Origin of the sequence: Roseburia sp., from assembly GCF_041325975.1 — a bacterium.
Lineage (GTDB): Bacteria > Bacillota > Clostridia > Lachnospirales > Lachnospiraceae > Roseburia > Roseburia rectibacter.
Map to the genome: position 1 here is coordinate 1,007,382 of NZ_JBGLEJ010000005.1, position 16,517 is coordinate 1,023,898.

Genomic DNA, 16,517 nt, shown 5'->3' on the forward strand with positions numbered 1-16,517 from the left:
TTACACCTCCTCTAACACACGGATAAATTCTTCAACCGCTGCTTTTGCATCGTCATTGTTAAAACTAAGTTCTTTTAACATCCCTAATAATGCTTTATTTCCCTCTTTGATCGCCTCATCTGTCTCTTTGATATTCTGTGTCAGTTCTCTGAGGTCTATTTCCGGCTCTTCTTCGGTTGTATCAACATATCTTGGTATATTAAGATTGAAATCATTTGCCACAATATCATCATAAGATGCCAGATATGCCTCTTTTTCTACTGTCTTGCGATTATTATACAGTTCAAGCACATGATCAATGTGCTCCTCTTTCATTTCATTCTGTTTTTTTTCTTTTTCATATTGTTTTGATGCATCAATAAATAAAACATCTCTTCCTTCACGGTGTTTTTTCAGAACGATAATACAGGTCGGTATGGATGTATTATAAAACATATTTGATGGAAGTCCGATCACTGCATAGATAGAACCATTCTGCAAAAGCGTTTCCCTTATCGTTCCCTCTGCTGCACCTCGGAATAATACACCATGCGGCAGCACAATCGCCATCGTTCCGCTCTGCTTTAAATGATAAAATCCATGTAACAGAAATGCATAGTCTGCCTTAGACTTCGGAGCCAGTTTTCCTCCATAATCCATAAACCGCTCATCCTGTTTAAATCCTTCTGCCGCTGACCATTTTGCAGAATAAGGCGGATTCATTGTCACAACATCAAATTCTGTCTCTTCGTCTGTCGGCCAGTCCGCGTCTAATGTATCACCGTTTCTTAAATGCTGATTTTCCGGCAGCACTCCATGCAGGAACATATTCATCCTTGCAAGATTATAAGTAGATGGCATCAATTCCTGTCCATAATATTTAATGTACTTTGGTTCTGTGGAATAATTTCTGCAGCTTAACATCAAAGAACCGGAACCCATGCATGGATCATAAACCTGCAATCCTTTTTTATTTTCCTGTCCCGACATTGCAATGCGGCAAAGGATCTGTGCCGGACCATGCGGCGTATAAAATTCGCCTGCTTTCTTACCTGTTTCTGAAGCAAACTGTCCAATCAGATATTCATATGCATTTCCAAGCACATCTCCTTTTGTATGAATGAGATCTGCTGCTTCGAGCACCTTTATCAGATCAGAAATTGTAGTGCTTTGTTTCTGATCTCCCGTTCCAAGACGATTTGAATATAAATCAACATCATCAAACAGTCCATTAAACAACTCATCCGATTCCTGTATCCGGTTAAATGCAGCCTGCAATTTTTCCCGGTGGAAACTATTATTTTTTGCATCTTTCAATATACTGATGTATGTCATATCCGGTGTTAAAGTATAATATAAGGATTCCTGCAGCTCTTCTAACAAATCCTTTGCATCCTCCCCTTCCATCGCCTCTTCATATGCGGTCTGTGCTTCTTCTATGCTTTCCGGCACACCATCATAAAGCAGATCATAAACTTTTGATAAATAAGAATCTGATAAATATTTATAAAATACCAGTCCAAGCAAATATGTCTTATACTCATTTGCATCCATTTTTCCTCTTAGAACATCTGCTCCACTCCATAGTACCTGTAATAATTCTTTTGACTCTGCCATGTGTTAATTCTCCTCCATTTTTCTGATTGTCTCAATCATCAGTCTATTAATATTTGCAGCCTGCCGTTCCAGTAAATCTTTCTGGATAATCGACTGCCTGTATAATCTTCCTATCTGTCTTTGCTTTTCTATATCCAGTACCGGTATTTTTAATTCACCAATACTTTTTATATTTAATTTTTTTACACTTACGGTACTGCCCTGATGATATCTGCCAATCTGCTGTTCAAGGCTTTTTCCCTCATTAAATTGATAACAAAAATACCAGGGATCTAATTCATTCTGATCAAACATGCACAGCAGAAAATTTGATGTAATATATTTTTCCTGTATCCCGGTTGATATCGGTGATGCTTTGGATCGAATCAGATTAATAATGCACCCACATATCTCGTTTGCATCACTTAAGCTATGTAAGTCGTTTTCAAAATCCTCCGGTGTATAAATATTTTCATCCTGTTTTTTCAATCTGGAAATATTTTTACCCAAAGTAAACTTTATCAATTCATCCAAACATTTTTGTTCCATAAATCCTCCTTTAGGAGTAATTTAATTAAATTACTATTTCATAGTAATTCATCTATCTTCAAATGTCAATTTGTAATTTAGATAAATTACAAATTCTTTAATAAAACATTTTCTGTCTGCTCGCAAACCTATCCTTCTTAAATTCTGAATTTAACATCTCTGCTTTCACCGGCGTCACACGGATCAAATGCATCGGCTGCGGTAATTTTTTCAGTGCATCTATCGGAATCTTTTTAAATTCTGCTGCCGCAACATATTCGTCCGAAAATGGCTCTACGAGCTGTGCCATGCCTGTCATCTGCAATCCTTTTAATCTGCCGAATCCCTCATATTTATCATAAATGGCAATACATACATTTTTGTTATTCTCCAGTGCATGAAATTTTTCCCCGCCTTCAGAAAACATCCATACTGTACCGTCATGATAGCTATATTCAATCGGCGTACATCTCACAAATTCACCAGAACCGGTTGCAAGTGTACAGGTGTTATTTGCTGCATTTTCATATTCTTCATGATTCATGATCCTATTCTCCCTTCAGACATATTTTCTCATATTTTCCACCCCGGCATCATAACTTATCAAGAGAAGGCAATATGTAAAAAAATAGAGATTCGTGTGAAAAATGGGAAAGGACGGATTTATGAAAATTCAATGGAAAAACCTGATTACCTGCATTGCCATACCACTTGCTGTCGGTGCCCTGGCATCTCTTCTTACCAAAAACAGCATGGAAAACTTTGCAATGTTAAACAAACCTGCTTTTGCTCCACCGGGTTTTCTGTTTCCGGTAGTCTGGACAATTCTGTATGTTCTGATGGGATTCGCATCTTATCTGGTGGTCACATCACAAAAGCCCACTGGTAACGCTCTGACCGTATACGGCATCCAGCTTGTGTTTAACTTTTTCTGGTCCATTTTCTTTTTTAATTTTGGGCTATGTCTGTTTGCTTTTATCTGGCTCGTGCTGCTGTGGCTTCTGATCTTATTGACAGCAATTCTGTTTTACCCGATTTCAAAGCCAGCCGGATATCTGATGATCCCCTATCTGCTTTGGGTGACTTTTGCAGGATACTTAAATCTGGGGATCTGTCTGCTGAACGGATAAGCGCAACAAAAAAGCCTGCTGGCTTTTTTTAAGTCAGCAGGCTCTTGCATCATTCATATCCTGTTTTTTATTTCGTGTCTTATTTTTTATCACTTACCCCTTTACACTACCAAGAGCAACACCCTGTACGATATGTTTTGATAAAAACAGATATACAATAATAACCGGGAAGATGGAGAATGCGATCATCACATATACCTGCCCCATATCAAATTTAAGCCAGTCAGCTCCACGTAACTGCGCGATCAAGATAGGCAGTGTCTTTTTCTTGTCATCGTGCAGGATCAATGCCGGTGTGAAGTAGTTATTCCAGCTGCTTACAAAAGTAAAGATCATCTGTACGGCGATTGCCGGCTTCATTAATGGCATTACGATAGAATTAAATGTACGAAACTCCCCGGAGCCATCAATGCGGGCTGCCTCGATCAGTGACAACGGCAGTGTGCTCTCCATATACTGTTTCATATAGAAAAAAGTAACCGGAGCTGCAATTGCAGGCACGATCAGAGGAATAAAGGAATCTTCCAGATGCATACCAGATACAAGTTTGATAAATCCAAGTGCAGTTACCTGTGTCGGGATCATCATAACCATTAAAATAAATGGATAAATATATTTTTTCAGTTTAAAATCATACGCATGGATCGCATAAGCTGTCATCGTTGAAAAATACACACCAAGTACTGCACTGCATGCTGAAATGATCAGGCTGTTGAACATACCATTCCAAACCGGAAGTGTTCCGTTTCTTAAGTTCTTCCAGTTTTCCCACAAATGACTGCTTGGAACCAGTGTAAAGCCGGACTGCATCTCACCATTTGATCTGGTTGCATTGATAAATAATACATAAAACCAGAATAAACACAAAACAGAAACAATCGCCAATACAACATATGCAATAAATCTTCTTGCATGAATACCTACGCCTTTTTTCAAATTACGATTTTCATTCATGAGTTTCACCCCTTCCTCTTATCATTGCCGGTAATCTTAAATACGATCAAACTTAAAATACCTGTAATGATAAACAGAATAACTGACAATGCACCAGCCATACCATAGTTCTTACTATAGAGATGTTTATTTAAGAACATGATCAGTGTCATAGTAGAACGCATCGGATCACCGGTTCCATTGGTTAAGATCTGCGGAACATCGAATAACTGTAAACCACCGATCAGAGATGTGATGACTACATATACAAGGATCGGACGTAACAGCGGTAACGTGATCTGCCAGAATACCTGGGAAGAAGTTGCTCCATCGACTTCTGCTGCCTCAAATAAAGAAGTATCGATACCCATCATACCAGCCATCAGAAGGATCGTTGTATTACCAAACCACATCAGGCAGTTCATCAGTGCGATCAGTCCTCTTGCACTTCCCGCATTTGATAAAAATTTATATGGTGTATCAATAAATCCGATCTGCATCAGCATTGAGTTGATCGGTCCTCCATCGGAGAACAAGGTAAAAAACAACATGGAAAATGCGGATGCCATGATCAGGTTTGGAAGATATACGACCGTTTTAAAGAAACGTGTTCCTTTTAATCTGAGACGCACATCTGAAAACCATGCCCCAAGTACAAGCGATAAAATAATCTGCGGTGCGAAGCACATGATCCACAATAACAGAGTATTTTTGGTATAAATCCAGATATCTCCATCGGAGAAGAGTTTTTGATAATTTTCAAATCCGACAAACCTTGGTCCAACCTGTGTTAATCCTGACATATAGTTTTCAAAGAAACTGTTGTAAATAGTGCTGACCAATGGGATCAACTGAAAAATAACATATACTACAATAAAAGGAATCAAAAAGATATATCCCCATTTATTGTATTTTACTACCTTTCCACTGCTTTTTTTCATAACAGCCCAACCTCCTTTTTCAGAGTACATTTTCTCATCCACAGAGCTCACAGCATCCCTCACTTTTCTTCTGTGTAAACATGCTGTCAGCTTTGCGCTAATGGTTTTACATAATAAACCGCACCTGCCTTCCTTACGATCTGGCAGGCGCAGTTTCATTCATAGTAACAGAACTTAGTGTGAAAAATACATTTTTCACACGCAAGATTTGTGCTTCGCACAAACTTGTGATGCGCTTAAAAACAGCGCAAGAATGGAGATTAATATGCCAATTCCGGATATTTCTCTAAAACTGATTTGTAGAACAGATCTAATGCTTCTTCTTTCGTTGCACTTCCTTCGAAGTAGTTCTTCATTGCATGCTGGAACTCTTCGTTACAACCCTGATCGTAGGAAGAAAGATTGCTTAAATCAAGTTTGGAAACTCCTGAGCTGTAAATACCAAGTGGATTCTGTCCGCCTAAGATCTTGCTTGAGTAAGAGCTGTCTGCCATCTCAGCAATTACGTCCTGATTGTTTACGAAGTCATCATCTTTCTCAATGATCTCTTTCATAACGTCATCATTGGTTGTCATCTGAAGCATGATATCTTTTACAAGGCTCTGGTTATCAGTTCCATTGGCTGCACAGATCCATGTACCACCCCAGAAGAAGCCCTGAGGTCCTTCCGTTGCGCCCCAGCCACCATTGTAACCGATACTGCCTTCTGTATCTGCTGCCATTGAGAAGTTTACTAACCATGCAGGTCCAAAGTAGCAGAATACATTTCCTTCCGGATAGAAACCTTTCTTCCAGTCATCACTCCACAGATCATATGTTCCTGTCTCACCTGCATCTACAAGCTCTTTGGAATCATCCACCCATTTCATAATGTTGTCATCAATATTGATCTTGCCGTCAACAACCCATTTTGAAGTGACGTTATTAGAATATACACGGAAAGTATCGTTTGCGGAAGATGTGATTGTGTAACCGGCATCTTTCATTTTCTTTGCTGTATCATTAAATGTATCCCAGTCTTTTACATAATTCTGAACCTCAGCAGGATCATCTGAACCTAATACTTCTTTTGCTGCATCTCTGTTATAGAATAATACGCCAGGGCAGCCCTGCCAGGAAAGACCTTTTAATACACCGTTGGAATCTGTAACAACATCTTTGGTGTACTGGTACTGTTTGGAAAGATCAGCATCGGTAATTCCAAGATCTGTAACTGCCATTGTGTAATCTGTATCAACATATTTTAATGCGTAATCGGCTTCTACCAGAAAGATATCGATCTTGTCATCTGCTGCTGCATCTGCCTGTTTTAATAAGGTTGCATCCAGATTGTTCTGATATGCCATATCATCACTTGGGGTAATGTTCCATTTTACAATTACATCACCGATCGTTCCTGTAGTTGCATCCACCTCTGTATATCCTGGATAATGATCTGTCAGACGACTCTTAAATTCCTCGTTCCAGCAGTAAATATTAAGTACCTTTCCTTCATCAGAAGTACCTGCCTGTGCATCTGTGTTTTCTGCTTCTGTTGCCGGAGCATTTTCATCTGTGGCTGTTGCATCGCTGCCAGTTGCTTCTGCAGCATTGCTCTTAGCATTGTCGCTCTTTGTGTCATTGCTGCCTGCTGCATTTCCGCCACAGCCTGCCAATAATGATGCTCCCATCGCTGCTACGAGCATCATACTTACAATTCTTCGTTTCATCTACTTTTCCTCCCTTTTCGAAATTCCTCTGGAACACTTATTTTCTTTTGTGTTCCTATCTCGTTTACAAGTGATATATTAACTGATTTTAATTTTGCATTATACTAAATCGCTTGAAAAAATGTCAGATTCATGACATAATGAGACAACCAGACGAAAGATGTACAAATCTGCAAATGAAATGATATTTTCATTTGAAAACAGTACAAGAATGGAGCTAATCATGGAACTTTCAAAAGAGTGGTATCACACAGAATTAGTCAACAGTGAATACGATATGCTGCACCGTTCCCCGACGGTAGAGTATTCTTTTTATAATGCGGTCAAAACAGGGGATATGGAAACTGTGATACGGAATTGCAAAGAAGATGCTTTTATTGACCTAAAAGGTACAGGAGTGCTTTCCCGCAATCCTCTTACGAATATCAAATATCATTTTGTTGTCACTACCGCCATGATCACACGCTATTGCATTGACGGTGGATTAGAACCGGAACAGGCTTACCGCCTGAGTGATTTTTATATTTTAAAAATGGATTCCTGTACCTCGATACGCCAGGTGGCAGACCTGCATCATGAAATGGTAAAAGATTTTACCGGAAAAATGGTTCTTCAGAAAAAAAGTGCAATTCTCTCAAAGCCTGTCATGCAGTGTGTCGACTACATCTACACGCACATCAAAGAACGCATTACCATCAATATTCTGGCTGAATATACCGGGCTGTCCGAGAGTTATCTGTCCCGTGTTTTTAAACAAAACCTTGGTATATCCATCAGTGACTATATCCGTGAAAAAAAGATTGAGAAAGCGACACATCTGCTGCGCTATTCCGATAAGCCGATCGTTGATATTGCAAATTATCTCTCCTTTTCCTCACAGAGCCATTTTATCCAGATTTTTGAAAACTATACCGGACTGACACCAAAGAAATACCGGGACGAATATTACAAATCCATGTGGTGACAGTCCGGTTTTTGCACTACTCACTTAAAACAACATCAATTCTGTGACATTTCCCAGAATCGAGTGTTTCGATCACTTTCTTACTAAGCCGTACCCCATATTCCGGCTCTGTTTCTAAAATGATCTGATCATCACACACTGCCTGTCTGATCTGACCATCTCTGCTGCTCTGTTTTTTGGGATTATGCAGTATGATATGGAATTTCTTACCTGCAAACTCCAGCTGCAGCCCTGCATCGCCTTTTTCGTCAAACTGCTCCGGCAGCAGGGACGGTGCGATCACAAGGTCGCCGAGTTTTCCTTTTACGCCAAAGACCTCCGTGATCATGGTTAACATATACCAGCTTGCCGCACCTGTCAGATATGCATAAAGTCCTCTTCCATCATTATCAAAATACTCCGGCAGTCCCGGATACATTTTACTGTTTTCAAAATTCATGGCTGCATCAAGCAGTGTCTGCAGTACTTTATGTCCCTCTGATACAAATCCCCTCTGATACAGTGCATTTGCATACATGACCGCCATATGTGAAAATACTGCCCCGTTTTCCTTTTCGCCATAGGCAAATCCAAACATTCTTCCAAGATCAAATTTTTCTTCTTTAAAGTCTGTATTCAGACGATAGCCACCGGCTTTTTTATCAAACAGATATCTGTCTGCACTCTTACATACTGCTTTTATCTGTTCCTCACCGGCGGTACCGCTCATGATCGCAAACACCTGTCCGGTCAGCATCATACGGACATCCCGATCTTTGCTGTACTCGACTGCATTTCCATGATTATCATAATATCCGTTAAACCAGCCCATACCATCTTCTGCACTGATCCATTCTTTTGATCTGATATGCTGCATCAGCCACTCTGCTTTTCCAAGCAGGTTTTTTCTGATCTGTTCCACTGAAATAAGGATCGTCCCGCCTTTTATGTTATGTGCACAAAGACTGGTGTATTTTTCTAACAATTCCTGTTTTTTATCCGGACTTTCATATAAATCTGTTCCGTCTGCAAGCAGATATTTCATCTCTTCCGCCACTTCGATCCTGCTGATGCCTGTCTCTGCTTCCAGATGTTTCAGGCACTCTGCAATATCTTTCAGATTTCCAGCGTATGCACAGGTAAATGCCACACTTTCGCCCCTTTCCCATGCCATATCAAGCGCATCGTTCCAGTCTGCACCGTGCAGTCTCATCTCATTATGATCCCCGACATCATAAAAAGCACACAGATTCTGAAGCAAAATATGTTCTAAGATCGTTCCAAAATAAACGTTGCCGCCCTCCGTGCGCTGTTTATTTCCATATGCATGATCCCACGCATTATCATGTGCAGTACCTCTCTTTGCCTGAAGATCTTTAAAATAAGTAACTTTTTCCAGTAAAATATTAAGATCTCCGGTCTGATCCAGATATAATTTCGTTGTTACAAACGGCCAGAACGCATGATCCATCCAGACACGGGTAATGTTATTACGGTCAGCAATAAATTCTCCCTGTCTGCTTCCAATGATCGTTGCATTTGTTCCATCTATCCGGACACCGCCATAATTGTCCACGATCATCTGACGCACCACAGACGGCTCCATGATAAGCAGGGCAAGACAGTCCTGCCAGAGATCTCTCCAGCCGCGTCCGCCTTTTCCATAATCATGATACGGTAAAAAAGAGCATCCAAAGATCCTTCTTAGAACCGGCTGAAAGCAGATCCATTTCAGATAATTATCAACTGCTGTATCACCTGTTGCAAAATCGACATTTACTTTGTCAGTCCAGTGCTTTTTTACCGTTTCAAGTGCTGCTTCCACCTGCTTTTTCGTACGGTAAGCTGCTGTCTGTTTTTCGATCTGCTCCCTTTCTTCCGAAATTCCTGCGAGAATCAGATACGCTGCTGATTCCTGTGGTTTTAAAGTAACCGACGCAAAACGCATTCCTCCTGCTGCCTCTTTTCCCTGCAGTTTCGTTCCAGCTGGCACGCCATCCTTCACAGTCCGCACAGTTTCCGGTATCAGATAACTTCCGCCCTCTCCGATAAACATTTCCGTTGTCGGATAAAATGTCTCCGGTGCCTCGCCTTCTCCTGTCGACCCATAGACAAAATATGTCGTCTGGTTCTTCTGGTGTCCTCTTTCATCAAAAGAAAGTACCGGACATACTTCCACGCCATACATCTTTGTCTCGATTCTATGTAAAAGTGATGTCACATGACGGTGATCCCTGATATTGTCTGCACTCCGTCCATAAACCGGAATCACCGCCATCGGTGTGATTTTCTGCTCATACTCTGCTGTATTGGTAAGTTCTACCATCATTACTTCCATTGCACCATCTAAAGTCACAAAGGAAGTCGTCTCTGCTTTTACCCCATACTCTTTCGATATTCTTGTCAGTTTCTGCCACATAAATCCGGCTTCTAAGGTGTTTTCATCCTGATCTTTCGTAAACTTTTCCGCTTCCTGTTTTGCAGAAGAACCACAGACAGACCAACAGCCTTTATCTTCGATCCGGCACCAGAAATTTCTTGTATTGCGGTTATTATGTAAGTTTTCAATACTGACCGGTTCTAATAAAAAATGATTCTGATCTGTCTTGCTGTCCCCTCCAAGATTCGGCGTAATGCTCGATTTCAATCCCGTCTCTCCTGCCAGCGGAAGGTACAGACCACTATAATTTTCCGGATTGTGAATACGGAAAGCTCCATTTTTATCTATAAATTCAACTTGTTTCATGATACTCCTCATTTCTGCGTATAAAAAGACTTCTTTACTTATTTTGTCTTATGACATGATCAGTTCCACTTCTGTTGTCTCTGTAAGTACAGACTGTGGAATATAATTGTCCTCCATTTCCTGACCATTAACGAATAGTTTTTTGTATCCGCTCTCTGCATGTCCCGGATTTTTTACTGTAATGTGCAGATGGCAGCCTCTGAAATCTTTATCGATTTCAAACATTTCCCATTCTTTCGAAACAGCCGGTGCAATGCGAAGCCCATAAAGATCCGGGCGCATGCCAAGGATTCCCTCTACACACCCTACCATAACCGTGGAAGCTGTTCCTGTCAGCCAGTGCACATGCGACCGTCCAAAATTCGGACTATCCTTTCCTTCGGTAAACTGACCATAACAGTATGGCTCTAATTTTCGGATCTCTGCCCTGTCATTCTGTGCTGCCGGTGCATTTTTCATAAAATAGGAAAATGCTCTCTCTCCATGTCCTCTCAATGCTTCCGCAAGGATGATCCACCCCTGTGACTGAGAAAAAATACCGGCATTTTCTTTGGTGCCAGCGTTATAAATAACTGCAAGCGCCCCATCAAATGCATGTGCATGATATGGCGGATCCATCAGAATTGCTCCATATTCCGTGTTTAACCTGTCATATACCTGCTGCAATGCACAGTCTGCCTGCTTTTCATCTGCAAGTCCGCTGATCACCGCCCAGCTCTGCGGATTTAACCACATGTTCGCTTCCGGATCGGTACGCTTTCCGATTGTCTTACCATCCTCTGTGAAACCACGGATAAATCTGTCCTCATCCCAGCAGAGTTTCTGAATCAGCTCTCCCAATTTTTTCTGCTCTTCATTCAGAAATGCAATATATGCCTCATCTTTCTTATATTCTGCAAAAATACGCAGGATCGTCATCGCATAATAAAACTGCAGGGCAACAAATGTTGATTCCCCATCTTTTCCAAGACGCAGGCAGTCATTCCAGTCTGCATAAAGCCCTGCCGGCAGTCCATGCCCTCCAAGATGTTTCATGGAAAAATCTATTGCACGCTTCAGATGCTCGTAAACCGTTCCCTCGTCTTTATTCGCAAACGGGATCACCTCATCGATAAACGCCACGTCACCGGTTTCCGAAACATATTTGTACACGGTTGGGAACAGCCAGAGTGCATCATCCGCACGATATGCAGGATGCCCTGTCTCCTGTACATAAGAGGCATCGTCCGGTGTATCCTCATGTCCCGGATTATGTGTAAATTTGACTAAGGGCAATCCGCCTCCATTGTCCACCTGGGCCGAGAGCATAAAGCGGATCTTTTCGACTGCCATCTCCGGTGCAAGATGGATCACGCCCTGAATATCCTGCACGGTATCACGGTAACCATACCCATTCCTCAGTCCACAATAAGTAAAGGATGCAGCCCTTGACCAGATAAATGTCATAAAACAGTTATACGCATTCCATGTATTGATCATGGTATTAAATTCTTCACTCGGTGTCTTTACCTGAAAATGAGAAAATTTTTCATGCCAGTATGCGGTCAGTTCCGCAAGTTCTTTTTTGCACACTTCTGCTGTATTCCTGTATCCTGCTATGATTTTTGCTGCCTCATCATCCTCTTTCATTCCGACTAAAAATGCGATATTCTTTGTCTCCCCCGGATTCAGATGCAATACCGTTGAAATAGCACCACAGCCGTTTTCATTGTAATTCCCTTTATTATTTAAAACACCATCTTCCACACCTTTGGGATTCCCATATCCATGATATCTGCCAAGGAACTCTTCCTTATCGCCACACCAGGATGTTACGGCTGTGCCCGCAAGTCCAAAGAACCGGCTCACCACGGTCTTATGGTCAATTTCTTTTCCTTTTTCAATCATATCAAGATTGGCATGGATCATCTGGCGCACACGGTTCTCACAAAAAACAGTCCTTGTGATGAACTGTGAATACTGCAGATTGACCTGATCCTGTTCATAATTGCTGTTATTCGTAAACTCTGCATAACCGGTCACAGTAAGTTTTCTTTCTTTTTCAGAATCATTGGTAACACTCAGATTCCAAACTTCATAAGACTGGTTTAACGGTACATAATAACATACCTCAGAACTGATCCCGGCATATGCCGCTTTCATTTTTGTGTAAGCAGTCCCATGATGGCACTCGCTCTTATAATGCTCTAAATCTTTTCCCACCGGCTGCCAGGAAGCTGACCAGTAATCTTTACTCTCATTGTCCCTGATGTAAATATATCTGCCCGGTTCATCAAACTGGTTAAATACATATCTTAAAATTCTTCCGTTTGCTCCGGATTTTGCAAAACTATATCCTCCCGCATTATTGGATATGATCGCTCCATACTCCGGTGATCCTAAATAATTTACCCATGGTGCCGGTGTATCCGGTCTTGTGATCACATATTCTTTTTTATTTTCATCAAAATATCCGTATTTCATAGTAACCTCCATTCTTGTCTCAGTCTTTTTTCTACTGCCATGTTATATTAACAATAAAGGTTCTATGAAAATGGTTATACAAAATACGTCCTTAAAATAACAGATTCATGACCTGTTCTTCCGAAAGTATATGAGATACAATTTTCGAATTAAATCTCGTTTCGATATTTCAACGGCGGATTTCCGTACATCTTTTTGAAGCTCCGGATAAAATAACTGACATTTTCATAACCGCACCGCATTGCAACCTCCGTAACAGGAAGTGTAGTCTCCTGCAGTAACTGTCTCGCATGCTCCATGCGTAAATGATTGATATACTGTGAAATAGTAATATGAAAATGTTCTTTAAAATAGCGGGAAATATATTTTTCAGACAAGTGAAACTGGTTTCCAAACTCCTTAAGCGATATTTTCCTGGTAAAGTTCTGCTGTATATACGAAATCATTTCTTTCTCGGTAGTATTTCTGCCACTGGTATTATTTTCTAATATAAAACCACTTTGCAGCACTCTCTTAAAAAACAAAAGCAATCTGCTTTTTATCTCAAACTGGATTATCAGGTTGTTCCTATTATCACTTGTATTCTCAGCAATTTCCTGCTCTTTCTGAGTTTCAGACAGTGTCAGATCTGAATGTTCCAAAGCGATCAGATTATCGCATATATCACTCAATCCAGCACCAAGCTGTGGTTTTATCATCCGCTTTCCACTTTTCAGCGGTGCCATTACCTCTTTCTCTAATAGATCATTTGATTGAAACGATACATACTCCAATGGGAAAAGTAACGTATAGTAGTCCACTTTTCCTGTCTGCGAACCCATAAAATGCAAATTACCCGGCGATACAACAAATACTTCTCCTGTACTTCCTGTGTAGTTTTCTCCTGATATATTCACATTTAAAACTCCACTTTTTACATATATAATCTCAAGTTCGTCATGCCAGTGCACCGGAATCTGAAAGGAATGGTGGATATTATATATATGATATAAACTGAAAGGATACTTTTGCGTACCATGTGGTCTGTTTTCTTTTAATTCAAAGTACATAATATCCTCCGCATAAATAATCATTCACAAACAACAGTTTCATCTTACTCCACCAGACGCTTCGTCTTCCATTTCCCTGTTTTCCAGCGGAGCACCATTCCAACCGCTCTGGCACATTCATCACCCGCCATGCCAATATATGCCCCCACAGCAAGCAGCCCTAACCGTATGCCCAAAAAATATGTGCCTCCAACTGCCACCAGATACATAAATATTGCACCCATGATCACAGGGAAAACAGCATCTCCGCTTGTTTTTAATGCCTGTCCATAGACCAGATTCGTTACACGTCCAAATTCGAGGAAAATGTCAACGACAAGCAATTTTACAACCAGATTTATCATCTGTGGATCGTCTGTGAAAATATGTACGATAAAATGTCCAGTCAATGCGAACGTCACAGAAAAACAGGTGGCTGTTATCACTCCATAAATAGCAGCCTTTTTCGTTCCTTTATCACACTCTTCAAATTCTTTTGCCCCAATCCGCCAGCCTGTCATGATGGCATTTGCCTGTGCTAAAGCAGCACCTACACAGTATGAAAAATTTGCAATCTGAAGCGTATAAGAGCGCGCGGTAACATTCATCCCGTCCGCATCCATCTGATTCATAAAACGAACAACAAGCGTCATTGCAATATTATAAAGAGCCGTCTCGCACGCGGATGGAAAACCTATTTTTATGATCTGTCCTAATATTTTGCGTGAGGACTCCCTCTCAGGAGCATTTTTTGCCTTTACCAGCACTGCTCCCATAGCCGCAACCATGATCAGATTTATAACACGCGATATCACTGTGGCGATGGCAACTCCCATAACTCCCCAGTTCATGACAAATAAAAATACAGAATTCAAAATAAAATTAATTATATTTCCTGTGATAGATGCAAAAAGCGACTGCCTGGTATAGCCAAACACCCGAAGATAGCTTGAAAATATAGGTATGAGCGCATTTAAAAAACACGCACCGCCTACGATTTTCAGATAAGTTTCAGCAGGCGTAAACAGAGCCGGTGCAATACTTACTATCTCTAAAATTTTTCCTGAAAAAACAGCTAAAAATACGGACATCATCACTCCGACAACCGCATTGAAAATAAGTCCAAGCTGTCTTGCCTGATATGCAACTCCCGGCTTTCCTGCCCCGATATTCTGTGTCATTACCGCAACCATGCCCGACGATATAACTCCAAACATGATGATAAAAACACCAATATATGTATTTGCCGTACCGACTGCACCAACTGCCTGATCGCTTACCGATGAAAGCATCAGGGTATCAACCATTCCGGAAAGCATATAAAAAAGTGTTTCGAAGCATATTGGTACAAAAAGCTGTGTTAAAGATTTTCTTTGGATTTCCATTTGAACTGCCCTCACATCTGCACTAAATATTTTTCGTTTTTATATTTTCAGCAATAAACTAGAGTTTTCGCGCCATACTAATAATATGACATTTTGCGCCATAATTCTTGTAGTTTTTCACATAATAATTGCACTATTTCTACTTTTTATACAGATAACCATATTAATTCTTTTTGCGGTTTTGTCAATCAAAAATTGAAATCTGCTGTTTGACTCTGACATCATCTAACATTGCCCGCCAAATGCTGGTTTGTTTATGAAGTAAATCGCCCGTCCCAATGGTGTGTCGCAGGTCTGTGAGTGGCATCTTGCGCAAAGCCGGAGTAATTTTGGTTCCGTTGTACGAAAATAAGAAAAGTCTAAGTGTGTCTGAGTTAGATTTTCTCGGAGTGACGTGACCGGCAACAACGAGTCATCCATGACTCGATGCTGCCTTGTTCTGCCATCCGTGGCAGAACATCACTATGTATAGACAGGCACACCAAGATTTTCTAATTTTCTCCCAAAGTCACAAAATTAGCTCCGGCTTTGCGCAAGATGCCCACCTCCAGGTTATGAAACACCATTTGGGTGGGCAGTTCATCTCAAAATGGGGGCGCGGGTGTGAATTTTTGATATTCGCACGAATGGAAATATGCTTAAAATCCTAAGGTGCTGTATCATTAATATTCAGCCTGATGACTTCCCAGAATTTCCATCTGCTACATTGTACTACATGAATTGTTTCGTAAATTGTCAGACCAATAACACAAAATATTCTTCAAATGTGTATGGCAATAAACATGAGCATAGTGGAATATATTGAGGTTCTTGCCAGCGTTATCAAACAAATAATAAATTATTGAATATAGTTATTTAGAAATATTTTTTAATCAGATTCAGACACAAAACACTAAAAATTTACGCACCCCCAAGGTTGTGATGTGAGTTCCCCGGCGAAGGGTGGTTCACAACCTTGCGGCTGGCAAATCGCATCAAGCCGGGATTTGTTTTGTGACTTTGGGAGAAAATTAGGCAATCTTAGTCTGCCTGTTCGTAACACAGTGTTGTGCTGCCACGGACGGCAGCACAAGTCTTAATGCCCCCGGACGGGGCGTTTAAGACGCACACGTCACTCCGAGAAACATTAAATCAGG

12 protein-coding genes are annotated in these 16,517 nt (G+C 40.8%); 2 read left to right on the forward strand and 10 right to left on the reverse strand.

Going from position 1 to position 16,517, the window contains the following annotated elements; all coding sequences use genetic code 11:
* From ACDD58_RS16010 to ACDD58_RS16020, 3 genes are all read right to left on the reverse strand, one after another.
* Complete coding sequence (locus tag ACDD58_RS16010) at nt 1-1,596, reverse strand: type I restriction-modification system subunit M (protein ID WP_118210785.1); 1,596 nt, start codon at nt 1,594-1,596, stop codon at nt 1-3.
* Nucleotides 1,597-1,599: 3 nt separating this feature from the next.
* Nucleotides 1,600-2,124 (reverse strand): hypothetical protein, encoded by a 525-nt coding sequence (locus ACDD58_RS16015; RefSeq protein WP_118210784.1) that lies wholly within the window; start codon nt 2,122-2,124, stop codon nt 1,600-1,602.
* A gap of 97 nt (nt 2,125-2,221) precedes the next feature.
* Nucleotides 2,222-2,647, reverse strand: coding sequence for a pyridoxamine 5'-phosphate oxidase family protein (locus tag ACDD58_RS16020; protein ID WP_118210783.1), 426 nt, complete (start codon nt 2,645-2,647; stop codon nt 2,222-2,224).
* 121 nt (nt 2,648-2,768) lie between these two features.
* On the opposite strand from ACDD58_RS16020, the gene ACDD58_RS16025 reads away from it, so the two are divergent.
* A complete protein-coding gene (locus ACDD58_RS16025) occupies nt 2,769-3,233 on the forward strand; it encodes a TspO/MBR family protein (RefSeq protein ID WP_118210788.1) in 465 nt (154 codons plus the stop codon).
* Between the two features lie 93 nt (nt 3,234-3,326).
* Here ACDD58_RS16025 and ACDD58_RS16030 read toward each other — a convergent pair whose 3' ends face one another.
* The 3 genes from ACDD58_RS16030 to ACDD58_RS16040 form a co-directional block, all read right to left on the reverse strand.
* Entirely contained in the window at nt 3,327-4,187 is an 861-nt protein-coding gene (locus ACDD58_RS16030; RefSeq protein WP_118210787.1) for a carbohydrate ABC transporter permease, read from the reverse strand.
* A gap of 5 nt (nt 4,188-4,192) precedes the next feature.
* Nucleotides 4,193-5,107: a carbohydrate ABC transporter permease gene (locus ACDD58_RS16035; RefSeq protein ID WP_118210782.1), complete on the reverse strand. Its 915-nt coding sequence runs from the start codon at nt 5,105-5,107 to the stop codon at nt 4,193-4,195.
* A gap of 260 nt (nt 5,108-5,367) precedes the next feature.
* Nucleotides 5,368-6,816 carry a carbohydrate ABC transporter substrate-binding protein gene (locus ACDD58_RS16040; RefSeq protein WP_118210781.1) on the reverse strand — a complete coding sequence of 483 codons (1,449 nt, stop codon included), beginning with the start codon at nt 6,814-6,816 and terminating at the stop codon, nt 5,368-5,370.
* Between the two features lie 223 nt (nt 6,817-7,039).
* On the opposite strand from ACDD58_RS16040, the gene ACDD58_RS16045 reads away from it, so the two are divergent.
* On the forward strand, nt 7,040-7,780 hold the full coding sequence (locus ACDD58_RS16045) for a helix-turn-helix domain-containing protein (RefSeq protein ID WP_117922621.1): 741 nt from the start codon (nt 7,040-7,042) through the stop codon (nt 7,778-7,780).
* A gap of 16 nt (nt 7,781-7,796) precedes the next feature.
* Here the strand turns inward: ACDD58_RS16045 and ACDD58_RS16050 are convergent, their stop codons facing one another.
* The 4 genes from ACDD58_RS16050 to ACDD58_RS16065 form a co-directional block, all read right to left on the reverse strand.
* Entirely contained in the window at nt 7,797-10,505 is a 2,709-nt protein-coding gene (locus ACDD58_RS16050; protein WP_370778386.1) for a GH36-type glycosyl hydrolase domain-containing protein, read from the reverse strand.
* A gap of 48 nt (nt 10,506-10,553) precedes the next feature.
* Nucleotides 10,554-12,968: a GH36-type glycosyl hydrolase domain-containing protein gene (locus ACDD58_RS16055; RefSeq protein WP_370778388.1), complete on the reverse strand. Its 2,415-nt coding sequence runs from the start codon at nt 12,966-12,968 to the stop codon at nt 10,554-10,556.
* Between the two features lie 149 nt (nt 12,969-13,117).
* Nucleotides 13,118-14,017, reverse strand: coding sequence for an AraC family transcriptional regulator (locus tag ACDD58_RS16060; RefSeq protein ID WP_370778390.1), 900 nt, complete (start codon nt 14,015-14,017; stop codon nt 13,118-13,120).
* A gap of 44 nt (nt 14,018-14,061) precedes the next feature.
* Entirely contained in the window at nt 14,062-15,381 is a 1,320-nt protein-coding gene (locus ACDD58_RS16065; RefSeq protein ID WP_370778392.1) for an MATE family efflux transporter, read from the reverse strand.
* Nucleotides 15,382-16,517: the final 1,136 nt, after the last annotated feature.